Origin of the sequence: Roseateles microcysteis, assembly GCF_036880965.1 — a bacterium.
In the GTDB taxonomy this organism is placed as follows: Bacteria; Pseudomonadota; Gammaproteobacteria; order Burkholderiales; family Burkholderiaceae_C; genus JAUASW01.
Genome location: NZ_JBAJMV010000002.1, coordinates 267,367 through 288,194, shown reverse-complemented (window position 1 = coordinate 288,194; position 20,828 = coordinate 267,367). Strand labels below are relative to the sequence as shown.

Sequence of the window (20,828 nt, the reverse complement as noted above, 5' to 3'; positions counted from 1 at the left end):
ATACAATGAAACGATGGCAAGCCGCACCGAGAAGCCCGCGAGTCCGCAGGGTTGCACCAACTTCAAGCTGCGCCAGCTGACGCGGCTGGTGTCTCAGCATTGCGAGCCCTATTTCAGCGAAACCGGGCTCAAGACCACGCAGTACTCACTGCTCTCGCACATCGACCATCTCGGCCCCTTGGCGCCAGGCCAGTTGGCAAGGCGCATGGGGCTCGATGCCTCGACGCTCAGCCGCAACCTGCAACCCCTGGTCAATGCCGGCTTGGTGGAGCAACTGCCCGGCGAGGATGCGCGCAGCCTGCTTGTTCAGGTAACGACCGCCGGCCGCGCCAAGCGCGCCGAGATGAAGGCAGACTGGAAGCGGGCGCAGCTCTCGGTGAATGCGACCCTCGGAGATGAGCGCGTGCGGCGCTTGCATGCCTTGCTTGATGAATGCCTGGCCCTGATGCGCGAGGAAGCGGCGGCAGAATAGCTGCATGCCTTTTGCCACCGACTCAAAGCACGCCAGCTACTACGCCGCCACCGCTCCGCAGATCAACTTTTCGCCCCTTTCCAGCGCAGGCGCTCATGTCGAGGTTGCTGTCGTCGGCGGCGGCTTTGCCGGCCTCGCCACCGCGAGAGGATTGCAGGAACGCGGCACGCGCAACGTCGCGGTGCTTGAAGCCAGGAGCATCGGCCACGGTGCCTCCGGCCGCAACGGCGGCTTCGTGTTCGGTGGCTACAGCCGCGATGCGCGTGAACTGCTCATGGACCTCGGCCCTGGCCCGGCCCGCGAGCTCTACGCCCTGAGCCGATCGGCCGTCGGCCTGATACGCGAGCGCATCGAGCGGCACGCCATTGCCTGCGACCGCGTCGAGGGCGGGGCGCTGCTCGTGAACTGGTTCCGCGGCAGCGCGCGCGCAGAGGCCGAGATGCAGGCGCAGCGCGAATTCCTGCAGGAGCATTTCGGCACGATCTGGGACGAGATCGATGGCACGCAAGTGCGCGCATGGCTGGACAGCGAGCGCTACGGCAGCGGCCTGATGGAGCGGGACGCGTTTCACTTCCATCCACTGAAGTACGCCTTGGGCCTGGCGCAGGCCATCGAGGCCGAGGGCGGCGGAGTTCATGAGCACAGTGCGCTGGCGCGCATCGAGCCGCAGGCCGGCGGAGGCTTTCGACTCTGGACCGAGAACGGCGCCAGCCTCGATGCGCAGCAAGTCGTTATCGCCGGTGGCGGATATCTGCAAGGCCTGCTGCCCGAGCTCACGGGCGCACGCCTGCCGATCGCCACCTATGTCATGGCCACCGAGCCGCTGTCTGAAGCGCTGAATCCGATCCGCACGCCCGCGGCGCTTTACGACAACCGCTTCGCCTTCGACTACTACCGCCTGATGCCCGACCGCCGCTTGCTGTGGGGTGGCCGCATCTCGACGCTGGAGCGAGCGCCGGAGCGCATCGCCGAGCTGCTGCGTGCCGACATGCTGAAGGTCTATCCGCAATTGGCCGGCGTGCCTATCGAGCATGCCTGGAGCGGCCTGATGAGCTATGCCCGCCACAAGATGCCGCAGATAGGCGAGCTGGCGCCGGGTCTGTGGTTTGCCCAGGCGTTTGGCGGCCATGGCGTGGCACCGACGACGGTGGCCGGCGAACTGCTGGCCGATGCCATTCAAGGCCGCAAAGCCTTGCCTGTTGCCCTGAACCGCTATGGCCTGACGCCGGTCTTCGGCAAGCTCGGCCTGCTGGCCGCGCAGGCCAGCTACAGCTGGGCCGAGCTGCGCGATGCCCTCAGGGCGCGGACGGCGGGCTGATCAGACGTCGATCTCGACGATCACCGGCGCATGGTCGCTCGGTCGCTCGTTCTTGCGCGGCAGCTTGTCGATCACGCAGGACTTGACCGACTCTTGCATGGCCTTGGAAACCAGGATGTGGTCGATGCGCAGGCCCTGGTTCTTGCGGAACGCGAGGTTGCGGTAGTCCCACCAGCTCCAGCTCTTGGGGGGCTGCTCGAAGAGCCGGAAGGCGTCCACCATGCCCATCTCGATCAGACCCTGGAAATGCGCCCGCTCTTCGGGTGTGCAGTGGATCTGGCCGGCCCAGGCCACGGGGTCGTAGACATCGCGATCGTCCGGCGTGATGTTGAAGTCGCCCATCAGCACCAGCTTCTCGTGCGTCTTCAGCTCGTCAGCCAGCCAGGCGCGCAGGCCATTGAGCCAGGCCATCTTGTAGACGAACTTCTCGCTGTCGGGGGCCTGACCATTCGGGAAGTAGCCGCCGATTACGCGCACGCCATCGACGGTGCCAGCGATCACGCGGGCCTGCTCGTCGGCAAAGCCCGGGATGTTCTTCACCACGGCGTCCGCCGGCTTCTTGCTGATCAGTGCCACGCCGTTGTAGGTCTTCTGGCCGAACCACTGCACCTGGTAGCCGGCTGCGCCGATTTCCATGGTCGGGAACTTGTCGTCAGTCAGCTTGGTTTCCTGCAGCACCAGCGCATCGACCGGATTGGCGGCCAGCCAGTCCAGCACCTGCGGCAGGCGCACGGCCAGCGAATTGACATTCCAGGTCGCGAACTTCATCTGCAGGTCCTTGTCAGAGGTGGAACCAGGCCACGCCGCCCAGCGCGATGCCGACCAGACCCATGGCGATGGTGGCCACTTCCATCCAGCGCTTCTTGGTCAGCAGCGCGATGGCGGCCAGGGCGATGGAGACCGACAGCGCGGTGGTGGCCTGTGCCCAGCGGTGATGCTGATGCAGTTGCTCGGCACTCTTGTGGTCCCATTCGGCCGATTCGGCTTCCAGCTTCTCGGCTTCGGCCTTGATCTGGTTCTTCTCGCTTTCGTAGCGCTCGATCTTGCTCCGGTACCTGGCCTTCTGCTCTTCCGTGGGCGCCAGGTCCATGGCGATCTCGGTCAGGTTCTGCTTGCCGCTCTTGGCCTGGAAGTAGGCCCACTTGTTGGCGGCCTCGGTCTTCTTGATCGCCGCGTCGTTCTTGTAGAGGCCGGCATTGGCCTGGGTGGCGCCGCCCATGTAGGAGAACATCGCGCCCACCGTGGCCAGGATGGCCGTGATCACTGCCAGCTGGCCGGCAAGGCCCTTGGGCTCGTGCTGGGCCGCATGTTCCAGCTCATGGTCATGCGGGCCGTGCACATGGAATCCGTGTCCGGACATCTCAGATTTCCTTCTTGTTCTTGTCTTGGCGCTCGTAGCGCACGAAATGGAAGACCAGGCCCGCAGCGTTGGCATGGCGCTCGCGTGATACCTCGTTGAAAACCTGCCGATCCCAGACCGGGAAATGCGCGTCGGCGTCGGCGTACTCGGCCTCGACCTCGGTCAGCTCCAGGCTGTCAGCCAGGGGCAGGGCGGCTGCATAGACTTGCGAACCGCCGATGATGAAGACCTGCGGAGCTTCGCTGCAGGCCTGCAAGGCGCCATCCAGCCCGGCATGGACTTCCGCGCCGCTCAGCGACAGACCCGCTTGCCGGCTCAAGACGAGGTTGCGGCGCCCCGGCAGCGGCCGGAAGCGCTCGGGCAGCGAATCCCAGGTCTTGCGACCCATGATGACCGGATGGCCCAGCGTCAAGGCCTTGAAGTGAGCCATGTCCTCAGGCAAGCGCCACAGCAATTCGTTGTTGCGGCCGATGGCGCCATCGCTGGCCACGCCAGCGATCAATGTGACCTCGGTCATACAGCAACAGGCGCCTTGATCGCTGGATGCGATTCATAGCCCAGCAGCTCGAAGTCCTCGAACTCGTAGTCGAAGATCGAAGCCGGGCGGCGCTTGATGTTCATCGTCGGGTAGGGCAGCGGCGTGCGCGACAACTGCGTCTGAACCTGCTCGAAATGGTTGCTGTAGATGTGGCAGTCGCCGCCGGTCCAGATGAAGTCACCCAGCTCCAGGTCGCACTGCTGCGCCAGCATCTGCGTGAGCAGCGCATAGCTCGCGATATTGAAGGGCACACCCAGGAAGATGTCGGCGCTGCGTTGATACAGCTGGCACGAAAGCCTGCCGTCCGCCACATAGAACTGGAAGAACGCGTGGCAGGGCATCAGCGCCATCTGGTCCAGCTCGGCCACGTTCCAGGCGCTCACGATGATGCGGCGCGAATCGGGGTTGGTCTTGAGCTGCTTCACCACCTCGGCGATCTGGTCCACATGGCTGCCGTCTGCCTTGGGCCAGCTGCGCCACTGAACGCCGTACACCGGGCCCAGCGAGCCGTCCTCGCGCGCCCATTCGTTCCAGATCGTGCAGCCGCGCTCCTGCAGCCACTTCACGTTCGAGTCACCGCGCAGGAACCACAGCAGCTCCAGGATGATGGACTTCAGGTGCACCTTCTTGGTGGTCACCAGCGGGAAGCCCTTGGCAAGGTCGAAGCGCATCTGATGGCCGAACACGCTCCGCGTGCCGGTGCCGGTGCGGTCACTCTTGGACACGCCATGCTCGTAGACATGGCGCATGAAGTCTTCGTACTGGGAGGAGGTGGGCTGCATGGAGGTGGATTCTATTCAGCGGCGACAGCGGTGGTGCCCGCCAAAGGGCGGCCGGCTCTTTCCCAGCCATCCAGGCCGCCGGTCAATGCGCGGACACGGGTGAAGCCCTGGCTGAGCAGGGTATTGGCCGCAATGGCGGCAGTCACCTCGTTGGGGCAATTGCAGTAGAGAACGACCTCGGTATCCACCGAGAACCCGAGCCCCTGCTCACGCCGGATGCGGAGCTGATCGAGCGACAGCGCCCCAGGAATGTGGCGCGGGTCGGCAGCCCGGCTGGCCTCGCCACGCACGTCGACAAAGATCGGCTCCCGGCCTTGCTGGATCAGGGCAAAGGCGTCGCTGACCGAGATGCGCGGCGACTCCACATCGCGCAGAAAGCGGCGTCGCCGCCACCAGCGGCGCAACACCAGCGCCACGATGATCATCGCGATGACTGCTGCCGCCGCCATGCCCGCGTTGGCCAGCATGTCCAAGGTCTGCTGGATCTGCTCGCTCAAGAGCAGGCCCAGCCCAAGGAAGATGCCGCTCCACAGCAGCGCGGCCAAGAGGTCGAAGCCCAGAAAGCGCAGAAAGCTCATGCCCAGCGCGCCAGCCATGGGCGCAGCCACGACAGAAATGCCGGGGAGGAACTTCGCCGCCAGCAGCGAGCTGCCGCCCCAGCGCGCGATCATCGATTCGCTCTGCCGCACACAGGAGTCCGGCGACAGCGAGATGCGGCACAGGAGCTTCATCACCCGGTAACCGTAGGCGCGGCCGGCCTGGAACCAGACCGCGTCGCCCAGCAGATTGGCCGCCATGGCCGCAGCCAAAGCGGCCGGCCAGGAGATGTCGCCGGTCGCTGCCAGCCCTCCGGCCACCACGAGCAGGGGAGCCGCCGGCACCGGCAGGCCGACCCGTGCTGCAAAGGTAACGAGGAAAACCAGCAGCATGCCATGCTGGACCAGCAGTTCGACAAGGGTGCGCATGGTCATGGCGGCGATTCTGACGCAGTGCGGCCACGCGCGCGTTGCTGCGCAGGGTCTCGGCTCTGCCCGCCTAGAGCGAGGGGGCGATCAGCACCACGCGGCGGTTCTGCGCCCGGCCGGATTCGTTGCCGTTGTCGGCAATTGGCTTGGCGCTACCAAAGCCCTGCGTCGGCAAATGGGCTCGATCCAGGCCTGCACTGGCCAGGACCTGCGCGACGGAGACGGCGCGACGCAAGGACAGCCGCTTGTTGTAGTCGGCGTCGCCGACGTTGTCGCTGTGGCCCTCCACACGAAGGCCCAGCAGACCAACCTGGGCAAGGGTGCGGCCGATGCGCTCAAGTTGCTGTTTCTGCAAAGCGCGAACCTGATCGGAGTCGAAATCGAACAGCACGCTGGCCGCCAGGTTCAGTGACCAGTCGTCGCCCACCGGCTCAAAGCCCAGCTCTCGCAGCACACGCGCCTGAGGCGTCGTCAGGGGCTGACGGCGCGAGGCCTCAGGGGCCTGCAGAGGCGCCTGCTGGCAGGCCGCGGCGAAGACCGACAGGGGCAGGCAGAGAAGGCTTCGGCGTGGGATCAACTTCATGGGCTTGTGGAGGCAAATGGGCCGAGCCGGGTCCTTGCAAATACGAGCTCAGTCTTTCGAGACGTCGCTCACAGCCGGCTCGGCAAGGTTGAGCCGGCGCACGCGCTTGCGTCGGTACATGGATTCATCCGCGTGCCTGAGCAGGGCTTCAGCGCTGCGCCCATGTTCAGGATAGAGGGACAGGCCGACGCTGACGCCAGGCGTGATCTCGATGGTGCCCGCCACTGTCGGCAGGGCCAGTGGGCGCGCCACCAGCGCCTCGATTTGCTGCGTCACACGCGGAGCATCGTCGGCATGGCGCAAGGGCTCGATCAGGACCACGAACTCGTCGCCCCCCAAACGTGCCACCAGATCGTGCTCGCGCACGGCGCTGCGAACACGTTGCGCCAGCGCGATGAGCACCTGATCGCCCGCTTCATGGCCATGCTGGTCGTTGATCTGCTTGAACCTGTCGGCATCGATGAACAAGAGCGCCAGCCGCGTGCCGCCTGCCTCGGCCCGCGCCAGCGCCTCGTCCAGCCGGCGCTCGAAATGCGCGCGGTTGGCCACACCGGTCAGCGAGTCGCGGCTGGCACGTTCCGCGAGGTCGGCATGGTCGGACTGCAAGGCTTCGTGCCGGTGGAGCAGCTCAGCCTCGTGCGCCTGAACCTCGTCCAGCAGCGCGTTCAAGTCGTTGGCGAGCGCGTCAATCTCCCGAATGGAAGCGCCCTGGACCCGGGTCCCGTAGGCCCTGGCCTCGCGAACGTAGCGGGACTGCGCTGCCAGATCGATCAGGGGTGCCTCGATCATCTGCGTGAGGCGCCGGGTCATCAGCATGACAGCCTCCCCGCTCAACAGCATCCCTAGTGCAGCGGCGGCGAGCGACCAGCCCAGGGCCACCAGAAGCGGGGCAACATCGCCACGTAGCTGCAGACGACCCACCACTTGCGACTGGAAGCGTATTTCGGCCTCGGCATGCAGCGGCAACAAGGTGTCGACCACGGCCTCGAGCCTCGGCCAGCGCGTCTGCCGCTGCCATTGTGCAAGCGTCGCGCCCGAAGCGAGCACGATGCGTGCACCCGCGAGCTCGTCGCGCGCTCCGGCATCGGCCAGCAGCTCGGTGGCCGAGTGCGCGTCCCGGAATACCACGGTGGCCTCGCTCGTGTAGGCGAGCGACTGGGCCGCGAGGTTCAAGTGCTTGAGCTGGTTGAGCCGCAAGGACACCAGCATCCCGACGATCAGCACCGAGCCGACCACCAGCAGGGTCAGGAAGGCAACCCGCAGCTGGGCACGCCGCAGCACCGACGCCACCGAGGGCAGTGGGGACGAGCGCAGGTCCGTGTTCATCCGACTCCCCCTTGCGGCCGGGGGCGCGCGAGGCGCAGTACCTGCGGATGAACCCGCAGCCCACTGCGCGACACCGCATCGAGGTTGACCTCGAATCGCAGCCCTGCGCGATCCGGCGTCAGGCAGAACAACCCGCCATCACTACAGAATTCGCTGCCTTGGCCGATGCTGAGCACGGGACGCCCCGCCAGGCTGCGCAAGGCTTGCCGCTGCGGCAGCGCTTGCCAACCCTCGAAGATGATCACGTCACAGGGAGCGGGTGGCGGCTCGTCCGGCTCTATGGTGCGGCCCGACACCGGCCAGCGCAGGCGCAGGAGCTTGGCATGGGCAAGGATGGCCTCAGCGTCCACAGCGCCACGGCTGACACAGAGTAGCAGTCCGTTGCGATCCGGTTCGATCCAGACCGTGTACCCCAGGATGGCGTTCACCAGTTCGGCTGTCGTCAAGCCGGTCTGGGCCTGCGCAAGCGTGCGCGGCGCCTCTGCGGCGGCGGCCGGCCTGACCAACAGCCCGACAGCGACGCACATGCAGGCCAGGATTCGGCAGGGCTGGGCAGCGAGGGGGGGGAAGGAACCAGGACGCATGGGGCAGGCAAGGGGACGCCCTGAGTTTAAGGGCCCCAAGCGCGGCGAGCAGCGAACACATCCCCGAACCCAGGGGGCACCCTGGCTGCAAGGCGCCCGCTCGCTCCTTGCTCAGCCCTGAAACTGCAGCGCCGCCAGCCGTGCGTACACGCCACCGGCCTGCACCAGCTCCTCATGCCGGCCTTGTTCGACGATGCGGCCCTGGTCCAGCACGACGATGCGGTCTGCCCGCTGAACCGTGGCCAGGCGGTGGGCGATCACGAGGGTCGTGCGGTCTCGCATGGCGACTTCCAGTGCCGCCTGCACCATGCGCTCGCTTTCAGCATCCAGCGCGCTGGTGGCTTCGTCCAGCAGCAGCAGCGGCGGGTTCTTCAGCATCGCGCGGGCAATGCTGATGCGTTGGCGCTGGCCGCCTGAAAGCCGCACACCGCGTTCGCCAAGGAAGGTCTGGTAACCCTCGGGCAGCTTGCGGATGAAGTCGTCGGCAAAGGCGGCCTTGGCCGCGGCCATCACTTCTTCGTCCGTGGCTCCTGGCTTGCCGTAGCGGATGTTCTCCATCGCATTCGCGGAGAAGATCACGCTGTCCTGCGGGACCAGGCCGATGCGAGCGCGCAACTCGCTCAGCGGCAGGTCGCGGATTGGGATGCCGTCGAGCCGGACCTGGCCGGACTGGGCGTCGTAGAAGCGCAGAAGCAATTGGAAGACGGTGCTCTTGCCGGCGCCGCTCGGGCCGACCAGGGCCACGGTCTGGCCGGGTGCGATGTCCAGCGATACCTCATCCAGCGCGGGGTGAAGAGGCCGCGAGGGATAGTTGAATCGCAGGCCTTCGATCTGCACCGAAGAGCCGCCGCTCGCGGGCGGCAGAGCCAGTGGCTTGACCGGCTCGCGGACCGGGCTTTGGGTGTTGAGCAGTTCGACCAGGCGCTCGGTGGCGCCGGCGGCGCGCAGCATGTCACCCCAGACCTCCGAAAGCACGGCCACGCTCGACACCAGCAGCGTGACGTAGACCACCGTCTGGCCCAGGTGCCCAGCCGTGATCTTGCCGGCAATCACCGCCTGCGTGCCCTGATAGAGCCCCCAGATCAGGGAGCCAAAGGTGGCGGTGATGATGAATGCGACCAGCAGCGAACGCACGCGGGTGCGCTTGCGAGCAGTGTCGAAGGCGCTCTCGCTGGCGCTGGCGAAGCGCTCGGCCTCGCGGCGCTCGGCCGTGTAGCTCTGGACCACGGTCACCGCATTGAGCACCTCGGCGGCGATGGCGCTGGTGTCGGCCACGCGGTCCTGGCTGGCCCGACTGAGCTTGCGCACGCGGCGACCGAAATAGATCGCCGGCAGCACCACGAGCACGAGGATGCCCAGTACCTGCGTCATCACATAGGGGTTGGTGGCGACCAGCATCACCATCGCGCCAATGCCCATCACCGTATTGCGCAGGCCCATCGACAGGCTGGAGCCGACCAGGGTCTGCACGACCGTGGTGTCGGTGGTGATGCGGCTCAGGACTTCACCGGTCTGTGTGGTCTCGAAGAATTCAGGGCTCTGCTTCAGCACATGGGAATAGACGGCGGTTCGCAGGTCCGCCGTCACGCGCTCGCCCAGCCAGGTCACGGAATAGAAGCGCAGGGCAGAGAAGATGCCGAGCAGGGCACCTACGCCGAACAGCGCCAGGAAGTGCTCGCGCAAGGCCATGATGCGCGCGCCCTGGTCTGCGGCAACCAGACCCTGGTCGATCAGACCCTTCAGCGCCAGCGGGAAGGCCAGCGTGGTCAGCGCCGCCAGCACCAGGAAAAGCACGGCGGCAATGATGCGGCCGCGATAGGGGCGAAGAAAAGGCAGGAGGCCGCGCAAGGCGCTCGGCGCGGCCTTGCTGAGTTCGTGTCGGGAGGCGTCGGTCATGGCGGGTCCAGGTGGGGCGAGTCGGGCGCAAAGCAAGCCTGCCGGGCATTGTCAGCGATTAATTGCCTTGACAATCATTGCCTAGGCAATTAAATTCTTCGCCCATGGCACCCAAACCCGTCAAGTTCTACAGCGCCGAGAGCTACCGCCGTGAGGAGAGCCTGGGCTGGCTGATCAAGCGCATCACCGGCTCCATCGTCAGCATGGCCGATCGCCACATGGGTCCGCTTGGTCTGACTCACGCCCAGTGGGCGCCCTTGCTGCACCTGCGGCTGCAAGGCCCAGGCCCGGTGGCCACGTTGGCAACCGAGCTGAACATCGACCCTGGCGCGCTGACCCGGCTGCTGGACCGCCTGGAGGCCAAGGGCCTGGTGCGTCGCGAGCGCAGCAACGAAGACCGCCGTGTGGTCATCGTCACCATGACCGAGCAGGGCCAGCAGGCCACGGCCGAGGTGCCCGCCGTGCTGTCCGACATCTTCAACCAGCTGCTCGCCGGCTTCACGCGCGAGGAATGGCGCAGCCTGGTTTCCATGCTGCAGCGTCTTGCCATCAACGGCGACGCGCTGCGCGCCGCCGAAGGCAGCAACATCGAATCAACTGACAAGCAACCATGATCCACTCCCGTACCCTCGTGGCGCTTGCGGCCGCTGCAATGCTGGCCGCCTGTGCCCAGATTCCGGCGCTGCCCAAGCCCGCAGCGCCGCTGGCCGCTGACAAGGTCGGCCTGAGCGAGAGCAGCAAGGCCGCCTTCGACCAGCAATGGTGGGCCGCCTTCCGGGACCCGCAGCTGAACACGCTGATCGAGCGTGCGCTGGCGGAGTCGCCCAATCTGGCCCTGGTCCAGGCGCGCATGAACAAGGCGGCGGCGATGGTTGAAGCTGCAGTTGCTGCAGACAAGCCCGTCGTCGGCCTCGGCCTCGACGCCAGCCGCCAGCGCTACACCGAGCATGGCCTGATCCCGCCCCCCATTGCTGGCACCATCCGAACCACGGCCACCTTGCAGGCAGGCATCAGCCATGAATGGGATTTCTTTGGCAAGCATGCCGCGGCGCTGAACGCAGCGCTGGGCCAGCACAAGGCCAGCCAGGCTGACATGGCCGCAGCCCGCCTCGTGCTCGCCACCCAGATCAGCCGCGCCTATCTTTCGCTGGCTCAGGTGCAGGCCCAAGCCGAGTTGCTGGACCGCATGACGGGCGAGCGCCAGGCGGCGCTTGCCCTGGTGCGCCAGCGCAGCGAAGCCGGTCTCGACGGCGCGCAAGAGCTTCGCAATGCCGAGCTGCCGCTGCCCGAGCTGCGCCGCCAGCGCCTGATCCTGAACGCGCAGGCCACGATCCTGCGCCACCAGCTGGCTGCGCTGACGGTCCAGGCACCGCAGACGCTGGACAGCCTGCTAGCCAAGCTGCCCGCTGCGCAACCCTGGCCGGCCGATGTGGCACCGGGACTCGATCTGCTGGGCCGCCGCCCCGAGTTGGTGGCGGCGCGATGGCGCGTTGAAGCCGCCACGCAGCAGGTCAAGGAATCGCGTGCCCAGTTCTATCCGAATGTGACGCTGAGCGCCTTCGCCGGGTTCAGCTCGATCGGCCTGGACAACCTGATCAATGCCGGCAGCCGCCAGTACGGCTTCGGCCCTTCCTTGCGCTTGCCGATCTTCGATACCGGTCGCCTGCGCGCCCAGTTGACGGGCTCGGCGGCTGAGGCCGATGCTGCGGTTGCCTCGTACAACGCTGCGTTGCTGGACGCCGTTCGCGATGCCAGCGATCAGTACACCGGCCTGCAATCGCTGCGCGCCCAGACGGCCGAGCAGGCCGAGTCGCTGGCGCAGTCGCAAAGGCTGCTGGACCTGGCGCAGCAACGCCGCAGCGCCGGCCTCAGCAGCCAGTTGGCCGTGCTCAATGCGCGCCTGTCGCTGCTGCAGCAGGAGCGCCAGGCGCTGGACCTGCGCGCCCAGGCCCTCCTTGGCCAAGTGAACCTGGCCCGCAGCCTCGGCGGCGGCTGGAACGACACCACGAACTGATTCAGCAAGAAAATCACCATGAACGACAGCAATCAAACGACTCCCGCCGCCGCAGTCAACGGCAACGGCAACGGCAATCGCAACGGCAAGCGCAACAAGGCGCTGACCTTACTCACCGTGGCCGTGCTGCTCGCCTTCGGCGGCTATATGGCCTACGAGAAGCTGATCGGCAGCAAGGTCGAGAGCACCGACAACGCCTATGTGCAGGCCAATGTCGTGCAGATCACGCCGCTGGTGGGCGGCACCGTGCGTGCCATCCATGCAGATGACACGGATTACGTGAAGGCCGGCCAGACCCTGCTGAGCCTGGACCCGGCGGATGCCAAGGTCGCGCTGGAGCAGGCTGAAAGCCAGCTGGCCCAGACCGTCCGCGAAGTGCGCACGCTGTACGCCAACAACAGCACCCTGGCTGCCCAGATCAAGCTGCGCGAAGCCGATGTGCAGCGCGCGCAAAGCGAAGTTGCTCGCCTGCAGGCGGACGCCAAGCGCCGTGCGCCGCTGGTGGAGACCGGCGCCATCGGCCGCGAAGAATACGAGCACGTGCTCTCGCAGATCACCACCGCCAACAGCAGTGTGGCCGCCGCCCAATCGGCACTGTCGGCCGCTCGCGAGCAGCTCTCCAGCAATCAGGTGCTGACCGATGGCGTGCCGGCCGAGCAGCATCCGAATGTGCAGCGCGCTGCGGCCCGTGTGCGTGAAGCCTTCCTGGCCATGCAGCGCACCGAGCTGCCTGCGCCAGTGGACGGCTGGGTGGCTCGTCGCAGCGTGCAACTGGGCCAGCGCGTGGCCGCCGGCGCGCCGCTGATGGCCGTGGTCGGCCTGCAGCAGGTCTGGGTCGACGCCAATTTCAAGGAAGGCCAGTTGAATCATCTGCGCATCGGCCAGCCGGCCAAGCTGGTGGCCGACGTCTACGGCAAGAAGGTCGAGTTCAACGGCAAGATCGTCGGCCTGTCGGCCGGCACTGGCGCGGCCTTTGCGCTGCTGCCGGCGCAGAACGCCACCGGCAACTGGATCAAGGTCGTGCAGCGCGTGCCGGTGCGCATCGCGCTCGACGCCAGGCAGGTCGCCGAGCATCCGCTGCGCGTGGGTTTGTCGATGAATGTGGACGTCGATGTGTCGGACCAGAGCGGCAAGTCGCTGGTCGATGCCACGCGCCCCGCAGCCAGCATCGAGACCAAGGTGCATGAGCGTTCGGAAGCTGCCGCAGATGCCGACGTGGATCGCATCATCAGGGCCAACCTCGGCCGCGCCATCAAGTCTGCTCCGATGGCGAGCCGCAAGGTGCAGGGATGAGCAGCCCTGGCGCAGAAGCACCGCCGGGCCGAGCGCAGGGCCGCTCCCAAGCCGGCCCGGATCCCCTGGGGGGATCGGACGGCGTACCCGCGGGCCGAGGGGCTCCAGTGAATCTGCCGGCGCCGCTGCATGGTTCCAGCCTGATTCTCGGGACGCTGGCGCTGTCGCTGGCGACCTTCATGAACGTGCTGGACTCGTCCATCGCCAACGTGTCGCTGCCCGCGATTGCCGGTGACCTTGGCGTGAGCCCGGTGCAGGGAACCTGGGTCATCACCAGCTTCGGTGTGGCGAATGCGATTTCGGTGCCGCTGACCGGCTGGCTGACCCGCCGCTTTGGCGCGGTGCGCCTGTTCACGACCAGCGTGCTGCTGTTCGTCCTGGCCTCCTGGCTCTGCGGCTTCGCCCATTCGCTCGAGATGCTGGTGGCCTGCCGCGTGCTGCAAGGCCTGGTGGCGGGGCCGATGATCCCGCTGTCGCAAACGCTGTTGCTGTCCAGCTATCCGCGCGAGAAAGCGGGGACGGCCCTGGCCTTGTGGGGGGTGACCACGCTGGTAGCCCCGGTGGTCGGTCCGCTCCTGGGCGGCTGGATCACCGACAACATTTCCTGGCCCTGGATCTTCTACATCAACGTGCCGGTCGGCTTGTTCGCAGCCTTCCTGACCTGGACGATCTATCACAAGCGCGAAACACCAACAGCCAAGCTGCCCATCGACGGCGTGGGCCTGGCCTTGCTGGTGATCTGGGTCGGCGCGATGCAGTTGATGCTGGACAAGGGCAAGGAACTCGACTGGTTCGCCAGCGGCGAGATCCAGATCCTCGCGGTCACCGCGGTGGTCGGCTTCCTGTTCTTCCTGATCTGGGAGCTCTACAACGAGCATCCGGTGGTGGACCTGCGGCTCTTCGCCGGGCGGAACTTCGCGGTTGGTGCAGGCACCTTGTCGGTGGCCTACGGCTTGTTCTTCGGCAACGTGGTGCTCCTGCCGCTGTGGTTGCAGCAGTGGATGGGTTACACCGCAACGGACGCCGGCATGGCGCTGGCACCGGTCGGTCTGCTGGCCATTCTGCTGTCTCCGGTCGTGGGCAAGAACGTCAGCCGCTTCGATCCGCGGGCCATGGGCACGTTTGCCTTCGTGATGTTCGCGGTCGTGCTGATCATGCGTTCCAACTTCACCACGCAGACCGACTTCGCCACCATCATGGTGCCGACGATTCTGCAGGGCGCGGCGCTGGCCTTCTTCTTCATCCCCTTGACCACGCTGACCCTGGCTGGCGTTTCGCAAGACCGCCTGCCGGCGGCGGCGGGCTTGTCGAACTTCGTGCGAATCACGGCAGGCGCCATGGGCACCTCGATCGCCACCACGCTGTGGGAGAACCGGGCGGCCTTGCACCACCAGCACATGGTCGAGAACCTTGGCCAGGGCAGCACGGTGGCAGCGGAAGCGGTGGCCAGGATGACCAGCGGCGGCATGTCGGTCGAACAGGCCTGGGCGCAGATCAACCGGCAGATCGACCAGCAGGCCTTTACCCGGGCGGCGGACGACATCTTCCTGGTCTCGGCCGTGCTGTTCCTCGTCCTGATTGCCTTCATCTGGATGACCCGCCGGCCGCCCAAGTTGGTAGCGGCGGCGGTGGATGCGGGTGGCGCTCACTGAGTGCTTGAGCGCGGTCACACCGTGTCACTGATATGAGGGGTGCGGGGTGCGTTGCAGCACCCCGCAATGTGTTTGAATAGGCGCGTACCCCCGGGTCACGCGCCGCCCCATGTCGTCCCACATCACGCCCGACCATCCGCGCTGGCTGCAGAAGCTGGCCGAGTTGCGGCGCCGCTACGGCGCGGGCCTGGTCTGGGCTGTCCTGTTCGCTGCACTGTGGCTGCCAGGCATGGGCCTGACGCTCTTGTTGAGCGTGCCGCTCGGTGTGGCGCCGGGCACCGCCGCCTTGCTGGGTGGCGTGGGTTCGCTGCTCTGCGCTATGGCTGCCAGCGCCCTGGTGCTTGGTCTGGCCGACCCGCTGGACAGGGCCATGCGCCTGCTGGGCCGGCAAGGAACGCTGGACCCGGCAACAGGCGTGTGCGACCGCCGCCACTTCCTGCATGCGGCCGAGCGTGAAATGTCGGCTGCGCGGCGCTACCAAAGGCCGTGCGCGCTGGTGCTCCTGCAGCTGGACCATTTCGCCCAGATCCAGGGCCGCTTCGGCCAGCGCTGCGGCGAGCTGCTCCTGCGCAGCCTGGCCGAGAGTGCGCAGGCCCAGTTGCGTCAACCCGACCTGCTGGCTCGCTTTGACGATGACCGCTTCATCGTGCTGTTGCCCGACACCGACCCCCTGGGCGCACTTGATGTCGCCGAGCGGATGCGCGAGCGCACCGAGCGCCTCGGTTTTGAATGGCAGGGCCAGATACTGCAGTGCACCGGCAGCCTCGGCGTGGCGGCCCTGCAGGAGCAGCACGTCGCTTTGCAGCAACTGGTGCAGGCCACCGAAGCCGCTTTGCGCGAGGCGATGAGCGCCGGCCGCAACTGCGTGCGCGCCGATGCCGATCTGCTGCCTTCGCGGCCGCGCGTCATCAAGGGCTGATCACAGCCGCATCTTGCCGGCGTAGCCGGTCATTTCCAGGTAGCCCAGGCCCAACTGGCGGCCCTGGCGATCACTCAAGCGAGCCGCGCCTTCCCAATAGACCATGCCGGTGCTGCGCCGTGCGTCGACTTCCTGCGCGTCGAACAGACCAGCCAAGCTCAGTTCGCCGAGCGGCGAGTCGATCTGCCACAGGACCGGATAGCGCGCATTGCTGAGATCGCTGCGCCAGTGGCGGGCCGGCGTGAAGCGCAACTCGCCGCTCGTGAAATTGCGCAGCCTGCCGTCGGCGCTGCGCCAGCTGCCGCCGCTCCAAAGCGTGCTGCCGTCGGCGCGGCGCAGGCGAAATGCGGTGAGCGCGCCACCGTCCTCCAGATTGATGCCCAGCCAATCCCAGCCGACGGCTTCGCTCGGCAGCAGCTGCCCGCTCCATTCATGGTCCAGCCAGGAACGGCCTTGCAGCGCCAGCTTGCGCCCTTCAATCTGCAGATGTCCGCGCGTTTGCAGTTGCACCTGGCTGTAGTAGTGGCTGAAGGTCTGCTCCGACTTGCGAGACAGGCCTTGTTCGCCTTGTTGCAGCGGCGCCTGCGTTGTTCGCAGATCGAGTGCCAGGCTGAATCCTGCCGTGGCGCTGGCGAAGCGGGCCTGGTAGCCCTCGTCACCGCGCTTCAGTGTCCAGTCGCTCAGTTGCAGGTCGCTGTCGCCAGCGCTCGCTCGCACATGCTCGAAGCCGACGCGGGCCAGCCGCTGGTCATGCTGCAGGCGCTTGGCCTTCAGATCGCTCAAGGCGGCGTGCGCCAGCAGAAGTTGATGCGCCGCAAACGGGCTGGCATGCGCCTCATGCACGGGACCGCGGATGCGGAAAAACGTCAGCTGATAGCCATAGTCCGGCGCCTTCGGGTCAGCGCCGACCAAGCCGGTGAGGTACCACCATTCGATCGCCTCGTCAGGATGCGAGCCATGGTCACGCGGGTACTGAAGGCCCGAGGCCTGGCCCGGCAATGCGGCCAGCAGGAGGGCACGGCGACCGATCATCATCACCAGTCCTCCTTGACCGATTGCACTGCATCCGCCGACAGCGCCTGCCGCCCGGCCAGCAATGCGGCCGCAATCGCTGTCAAGAACACGGCGGCCAGCAGGCCGAGCAGTCGCAGCCAGGGGATGTGCATCTCCATGCTCCAGTGAAAGCTCTGCGGGTTCAGGACCCACACGAGCACGGCGCTTATGGCGAGCCCCAATAGCAGGCCCAGCGCGGTGCCGCAGGCGGCCAGCAAGGCCGCTTCGCGCAGCAGCAGGCGCAGGATGTCGCCACGCGCCAGGCCCAGGTGGCGCAGGAGGCCGAACTCGCGCCGCCGAGCCAGGGTCTGGGCCGACTGGCTGGCGGCAATCCCGAACAGGCCGATGGCCAGCGCCACGGCCTGCAAGCCGTGTGTCAACACGAAGCTGCGGTCGAAGATGCGCAGGGACAGCGAGCGCAGGTCGGAGGCGCTCGCAATCTCGATGTCTTCAGCCTGAGGTGCCAGCGAACGCAGATGCTCGGTCACCTTTTCTGCGCCAGGCTTGGGCCAGAGCAGCAGCTCACTGACCGCCAGATCGCCGCTGACGCGGCGGTAGTCACTCAGAGGCAGGAGCAGCGCCGGTGTCTGCCGGCTGTAGTCGCGCCAGATGCCGGCCACCCGGCCGTCCAGCCGTGCGCCACCCATCAAGCGCAGGCTGATGCCCTGGCCCGCTTGCAGGCGCCACTCATCGCGCATGGCCTCGTTGATGTAGACGGCCGTCCTGTCCACCTTCTGCCATGCGCCGACCAGGGGCAGGGCGGCTGGATCGAACGCTCGGGCCTGCAGCGCGACCTCTTGCCCGGTGTCGGCATGCCAGGCACGCGCGCTTCGCTGCGGCTCGTTGCGTTCGATCAAAGGGCTCTGCTGGATCGCTGCCACCAGTTCCGGCGTCAGCACGGCGCCGCCTCGCAGGCCGCTGCGCAGATAGAGCTCGGCCGGCAGCATCTGCGTCAGCCATTGCTGCAGGGATTCACGGAAGCTGCCCACCATCACCAGCATCGCCACCGACAAGGCCAGCGCCACCAGCACGCCAGAGAGAGTCTGCAGCGCGTCGCCGCTGTGCTCGCGCAGCCGTGCCCTGGCCAGCTGTGCCAGCGCACGGCCACCTGGTCGCTTCAGCAGGAGCGCCAAGGCCTGCGGCAGGCTCAGCATGCCGCCCAGCAAGAGCAAGAGCATGGCGGCATAGGCGCCGAGCGACATCTCGTGCCACGGCGGTGCCAGGGCCAGCGGCAGGGCGAGCAGCAGGAGCCCGGGGCCCAGCCAGAACGGCCAGTGCCGCAAGGGCGCGCCGCCCAGGCCCTTGAGCACCTGGGCCACCGGCATTTCGCGCACGGCCAGGGCCGGCGCTGCGGCTGCGAGCAGGCAGACGATGAAGCCGAGCAGGCCGAAGACCAGCAGAGGCAACTGCTCAAGTTGGGCGCCGCGAACACGGCTGATGCCCAGGGTCGCACCGAGGTCGCCGCCCAGCAGCTTCAATACGGTGGCATGCAGCTCCCAACCCAGCAACAAACCCAGACCGCTGCCCAGCAGGCCCAGCAGCGCGGCTTCTGCCATCACGAGGCCCGCTCGTTCGCGTCCGGACAGGCCCAGCACACCCAGCAAGGCCAATTGGGGCTGACGCTGCGCCACCGACAACGAGACGACAGCGAACACCAGGAAGCTGCCGGTGAACAGGGCCATCAATGAGAGCACGCCGAGATTGACGCGGTAGGCCTGCGTCATGCTGGCGAGGCGGGCGCCGGCATCGCTGGGCGGCACCGCGCGAACCCCGCTTGGCAGGGTTGCCTGCGTCAGGAATTGCTCGGCCGTCACACCCGCCTGCAGGCGCAAGGCCATCTGATCCAGCGTCATGCGGCCCAGCAGGACTTGCGCGCCAGCGATGTCGATCACCGCCAACGGTCCGCCACCGGCCTCGACCTGCCCGCCGCGCTGCAGGCGAGTTGTCTGCAGTTGCAAGCCCTGCGTGTGCCGCAGTTCGATCAGGGCCTGCTGCTCATCAAGCAGCTGCGCCGCAGCGCGGTTCAGGTGCAGGCGCTGCGGATCGAGCCACAGCTGCAAGGGCGATTCATCCGCAGGTGGGCGGGCCAGCAGGTCGGGGCTCAGGGTCGTGGCGGCCAGGGCGTCGATGCCCAGCAGCCGCAGGCCATGCACCTTGCCGTCGGCGCCGCGCATCTGCACCGCGGCCTCGACCTGCGGCGCCGCCACCAGCACCTCGGGCATGGCGGCGATACGCTCGAACAAGGCGAGGTCCAGCGTGCCGCCCTGGCGGCTCAGGATCAGGTCGGGCTGGCCTTCGATGCTGCGCGCCGCAGCGGCAAATTCGCCCAAGGCAGCGGCATTGATCAGATGGACGGCATAGGGCAGGGCGACACCCAGCATTACGGCCAGCAAGGCGAGCAGCTGCCGCCCGGCCTGGTGGCGCAGCGCCGGCAGCGAGAGTTGTCGCAACCAGCGCAGCCAGGTCACAGGAGTGCTTCCAGACCGGCCTCGCCAAGCTGCAGGCGACGGTCCGCCAATGCGGCGGCGCGCTCGGAATGCGTCACCAGCAGGCAAGCCGCTCCTTGTTCACGGCATTGCTGGCGCAGCAGCTCCAGCACGCCGTCGGCATGCCGGGGGTCGAGATTGCCGGTCGGCTCATCGGCCAGCACCAGGGCCGGCCTGTGAATCAAGGCACGGGCAATGGCAACGCGCTGCAATTGACCACCGGAGAGCTGGCGCGGCATGCGTGAGGCGAGGTCCAGGAGGCCGACGGCCGCGAGCATCTCGGCCAATCGAGTCGGATCTTCCTTGCCCTGCAGAAGCAGGGGCAGACCGACATTGCCGGCCACATCCAGATGCGGCAAGACATGAAAGGCCTGGAACACGAAGCCCAGGCGCTCGCGCCGCAGCCTGGCCTGCGCTGGCTCGCTCAGTTCGTGGATATCAATGCCTTCCAACAAGACCTGACCCGCGTCCGGCCTGTCCAGGCCGGCCAGGCAGTTCAGCAATGTTGACTTGCCGCAGCCCGATTCACCCAGCAGCGCCACCAGTTCACCTGGAGCCAGCCGCAGAGACAGACCGCTGAACACGGGCGTCTCGCCATAGCTCCTGGAAAGGCCTCGGGCTTCAAGCAGGGCTGGCATCGAGAAGCTTTTGCAGGGCGGCCAGCACATGCAGGGCCGCGTCGGGATGCTGGCAGTCGATTACCTGGCGTTGCGGCATGCTGCGCAGCCAGGTGACCTGTCGCTTGGCCAGCTGCCGCGTGGCAGCGCTGCCCCGGGCGCTGAGGTCCTTGAAGTCGCCGCTGTCCAGCGCTTCCCAGGTCTGGCGGTAGCCGACGCAGCGCATCGAGGGCAGGTCCAAAGACAGGTCACCGCGCCCTCGCAAGGCCTTGACCTCGTCGATCAGGCCATCGGCCAGCATCTGCTCAAAGCGCTGGTCCAGCCGCTTGTGCAGCCAGCCGCGATCTTGGGGCTCCAGCGAGAGCAAGGGCCAGTCGACACCGGCGCTGCGCTGCGGTTCGGCGTGCAGGGCCGACATGGTCTTGCCGCTCAAATGCCAGACCTCCAGAGCGCGCTGGATGCGTTGCGCATCGTTCGGCGCGAGGCGTGCGGCGGTTGCGGGGTCGATGGCCGCCAGCTTGGCATGCATCGCCGGCCAGCCGATCTGCGCGGCCTCTTCGTCCAGCTGTATACGCAGCTCGGCATCGGCCTGGGGCAGCGCCGAGAGCCCATCGAACAAGGCCTTGAAATAGAGCATGGTGCCGCCCACCATCAATGGCAGCTTGCCGCGAGCGATGATCTCGTCGGCCAATTGCTTGGCACTGCTCGCAAACTCGGCGGCCGAATAGGACTCCAGCGGGTCGAGAATGTCGATCAGGTGATGCGGCACGGCCGCCAGCTCGGCCGGGGTCGGCTTGGCTGTGCCGATGTCCATGCCTCGATACACCAGGGCCGAATCGACGCTGATGATCTCGACGGGCAGGTACTGGGCAATCTTCAGCGCTGCAGCTGTCTTGCCGCAGCCGGTGGGGCCGGCCAGGCAAACGGGTTGAAGTGAACGCCGGGCCGCTCCCAAGTTCACTTCGCGCCC

The 20,828-nt window shown here is 67.0% G+C and carries 20 protein-coding genes; 7 read left to right on the top strand and 13 right to left on the bottom strand.

The features are described 5' to 3' along the window. Window positions 1–13: 13 nt before the first annotated feature. Together V3596_RS06310 and V3596_RS06305 are read left to right on the top strand one after the other, a co-directional pair. On the top strand, window positions 14–472 hold the full coding sequence (locus V3596_RS06310) for a MarR family winged helix-turn-helix transcriptional regulator (RefSeq protein WP_334276837.1): 459 nt from the start codon (window positions 14–16) through the stop codon (window positions 470–472). Between the two features lie 4 nt (window positions 473–476). Next, complete coding sequence (locus tag V3596_RS06305) at window positions 477–1,790, top strand: NAD(P)/FAD-dependent oxidoreductase (RefSeq protein WP_334276836.1); 1,314 nt, start codon at window positions 477–479, stop codon at window positions 1,788–1,790. On the opposite strand, the gene xth is transcribed toward V3596_RS06305, so the two are convergent. The 9 genes from xth to V3596_RS06260 all read right to left on the bottom strand — a co-directional run bounded on the left by xth (window position 1,791) and on the right by V3596_RS06260 (window position 9,824). Beyond that, the gene (gene xth, locus V3596_RS06300) at window positions 1,791–2,558 is read right to left on the bottom strand and encodes an exodeoxyribonuclease III (RefSeq protein WP_334276835.1); all 768 of its coding nucleotides are present in this window, start codon (window positions 2,556–2,558) and stop codon (window positions 1,791–1,793) included. A gap of 13 nt (window positions 2,559–2,571) precedes the next feature. Continuing rightward, window positions 2,572–3,150 (bottom strand): DUF4337 domain-containing protein, encoded by a 579-nt coding sequence (locus V3596_RS06295; protein ID WP_334276834.1) that lies wholly within the window; start codon window positions 3,148–3,150, stop codon window positions 2,572–2,574. Window position 3,151: 1 nt separating this feature from the next. Beyond that, a complete protein-coding gene (locus V3596_RS06290; protein WP_334276833.1) occupies window positions 3,152–3,667 on the bottom strand; it encodes a dihydrofolate reductase in 516 nt (171 codons plus the stop codon). After that, window positions 3,664–4,470: a thymidylate synthase gene (locus V3596_RS06285; RefSeq protein ID WP_334276832.1), complete on the bottom strand. Its 807-nt coding sequence runs from the start codon at window positions 4,468–4,470 to the stop codon at window positions 3,664–3,666. Before V3596_RS06285 ends, V3596_RS06290 begins: the two co-directional genes overlap by 4 nt. Before the next feature lie 11 nt (window positions 4,471–4,481). Then, a complete protein-coding gene (locus V3596_RS06280) occupies window positions 4,482–5,441 on the bottom strand; it encodes a DedA family protein/thiosulfate sulfurtransferase GlpE (RefSeq protein WP_334276831.1) in 960 nt (319 codons plus the stop codon). A 64-nt stretch (window positions 5,442–5,505) separates the two neighbouring features. Continuing rightward, a complete protein-coding gene (gene yfiB / locus V3596_RS06275; RefSeq protein WP_334276830.1) occupies window positions 5,506–6,018 on the bottom strand; it encodes an outer membrane lipoprotein YfiB in 513 nt (170 codons plus the stop codon). A gap of 48 nt (window positions 6,019–6,066) precedes the next feature. Further along, window positions 6,067–7,344 carry a diguanylate cyclase DgcN/YfiN gene (gene dgcN, locus V3596_RS06270; RefSeq protein ID WP_334276829.1) on the bottom strand — a complete coding sequence of 426 codons (1,278 nt, stop codon included), beginning with the start codon at window positions 7,342–7,344 and terminating at the stop codon, window positions 6,067–6,069. After that, window positions 7,341–7,871 carry a regulatory sequestration protein YfiR gene (gene yfiR / locus V3596_RS06265; RefSeq protein ID WP_334276828.1) on the bottom strand — a complete coding sequence of 177 codons (531 nt, stop codon included), beginning with the start codon at window positions 7,869–7,871 and terminating at the stop codon, window positions 7,341–7,343. The genes dgcN and yfiR overlap by 4 nt, the downstream gene beginning before the upstream one ends. 168 nt (window positions 7,872–8,039) lie before the next feature. Continuing rightward, window positions 8,040–9,824, bottom strand: coding sequence for an ABC transporter transmembrane domain-containing protein (locus V3596_RS06260; RefSeq protein WP_334276827.1), 1,785 nt, complete (start codon window positions 9,822–9,824; stop codon window positions 8,040–8,042). A gap of 104 nt (window positions 9,825–9,928) precedes the next feature. Between V3596_RS06260 and V3596_RS06255 the strand changes: the two genes are divergently transcribed. The 5 genes from V3596_RS06255 (at window position 9,929) to V3596_RS06235 (ending at window position 15,702) form a co-directional block, all read left to right on the top strand. Beyond that, window positions 9,929–10,438: a MarR family winged helix-turn-helix transcriptional regulator gene (locus tag V3596_RS06255; RefSeq protein WP_334276826.1), complete on the top strand. Its 510-nt coding sequence runs from the start codon at window positions 9,929–9,931 to the stop codon at window positions 10,436–10,438. After that, window positions 10,435–11,838: an efflux transporter outer membrane subunit gene (locus tag V3596_RS06250; RefSeq protein ID WP_334276825.1), complete on the top strand. Its 1,404-nt coding sequence runs from the start codon at window positions 10,435–10,437 to the stop codon at window positions 11,836–11,838. Before V3596_RS06255 ends, V3596_RS06250 begins: the two co-directional genes overlap by 4 nt. 18 nt (window positions 11,839–11,856) lie before the next feature. After that, window positions 11,857–13,131, top strand: coding sequence for an HlyD family secretion protein (locus V3596_RS06245; RefSeq protein WP_334276824.1), 1,275 nt, complete (start codon window positions 11,857–11,859; stop codon window positions 13,129–13,131). After that, entirely contained in the window at window positions 13,128–14,783 is a 1,656-nt protein-coding gene (locus V3596_RS06240) for a DHA2 family efflux MFS transporter permease subunit (RefSeq protein WP_395386136.1), read from the top strand. The genes V3596_RS06245 and V3596_RS06240 overlap by 4 nt, the downstream gene beginning before the upstream one ends. Window positions 14,784–14,892: 109 nt before the next feature. Next, window positions 14,893–15,702 carry a GGDEF domain-containing protein gene (locus tag V3596_RS06235; RefSeq protein ID WP_334276822.1) on the top strand — a complete coding sequence of 270 codons (810 nt, stop codon included), beginning with the start codon at window positions 14,893–14,895 and terminating at the stop codon, window positions 15,700–15,702. Here the strand turns inward: V3596_RS06235 and V3596_RS06230 are convergent, their stop codons facing one another. The 4 genes from V3596_RS06230 to miaA are packed head-to-tail and all read right to left on the bottom strand — an operon-like array spanning window position 15,703 to window position 20,819. Further along, window positions 15,703–16,737 (bottom strand): lipocalin-like domain-containing protein, encoded by a 1,035-nt coding sequence (locus tag V3596_RS06230; protein ID WP_334276821.1) that lies wholly within the window; start codon window positions 16,735–16,737, stop codon window positions 15,703–15,705. Then, complete coding sequence (locus V3596_RS06225) at window positions 16,737–19,223, bottom strand: FtsX-like permease family protein (protein ID WP_334276820.1); 2,487 nt, start codon at window positions 19,221–19,223, stop codon at window positions 16,737–16,739. Before V3596_RS06225 ends, V3596_RS06230 begins: the two co-directional genes overlap by 1 nt. After that, window positions 19,220–19,879, bottom strand: coding sequence for an ABC transporter ATP-binding protein (locus V3596_RS06220; protein ID WP_334276819.1), 660 nt, complete (start codon window positions 19,877–19,879; stop codon window positions 19,220–19,222). Before V3596_RS06220 ends, V3596_RS06225 begins: the two co-directional genes overlap by 4 nt. Next, on the bottom strand, window positions 19,863–20,819 hold the full coding sequence (gene miaA, locus V3596_RS06215) for a tRNA (adenosine(37)-N6)-dimethylallyltransferase MiaA (protein WP_334276818.1): 957 nt from the start codon (window positions 20,817–20,819) through the stop codon (window positions 19,863–19,865). The genes V3596_RS06220 and miaA overlap by 17 nt, the downstream gene beginning before the upstream one ends. Window positions 20,820–20,828: the final 9 nt, after the last annotated feature.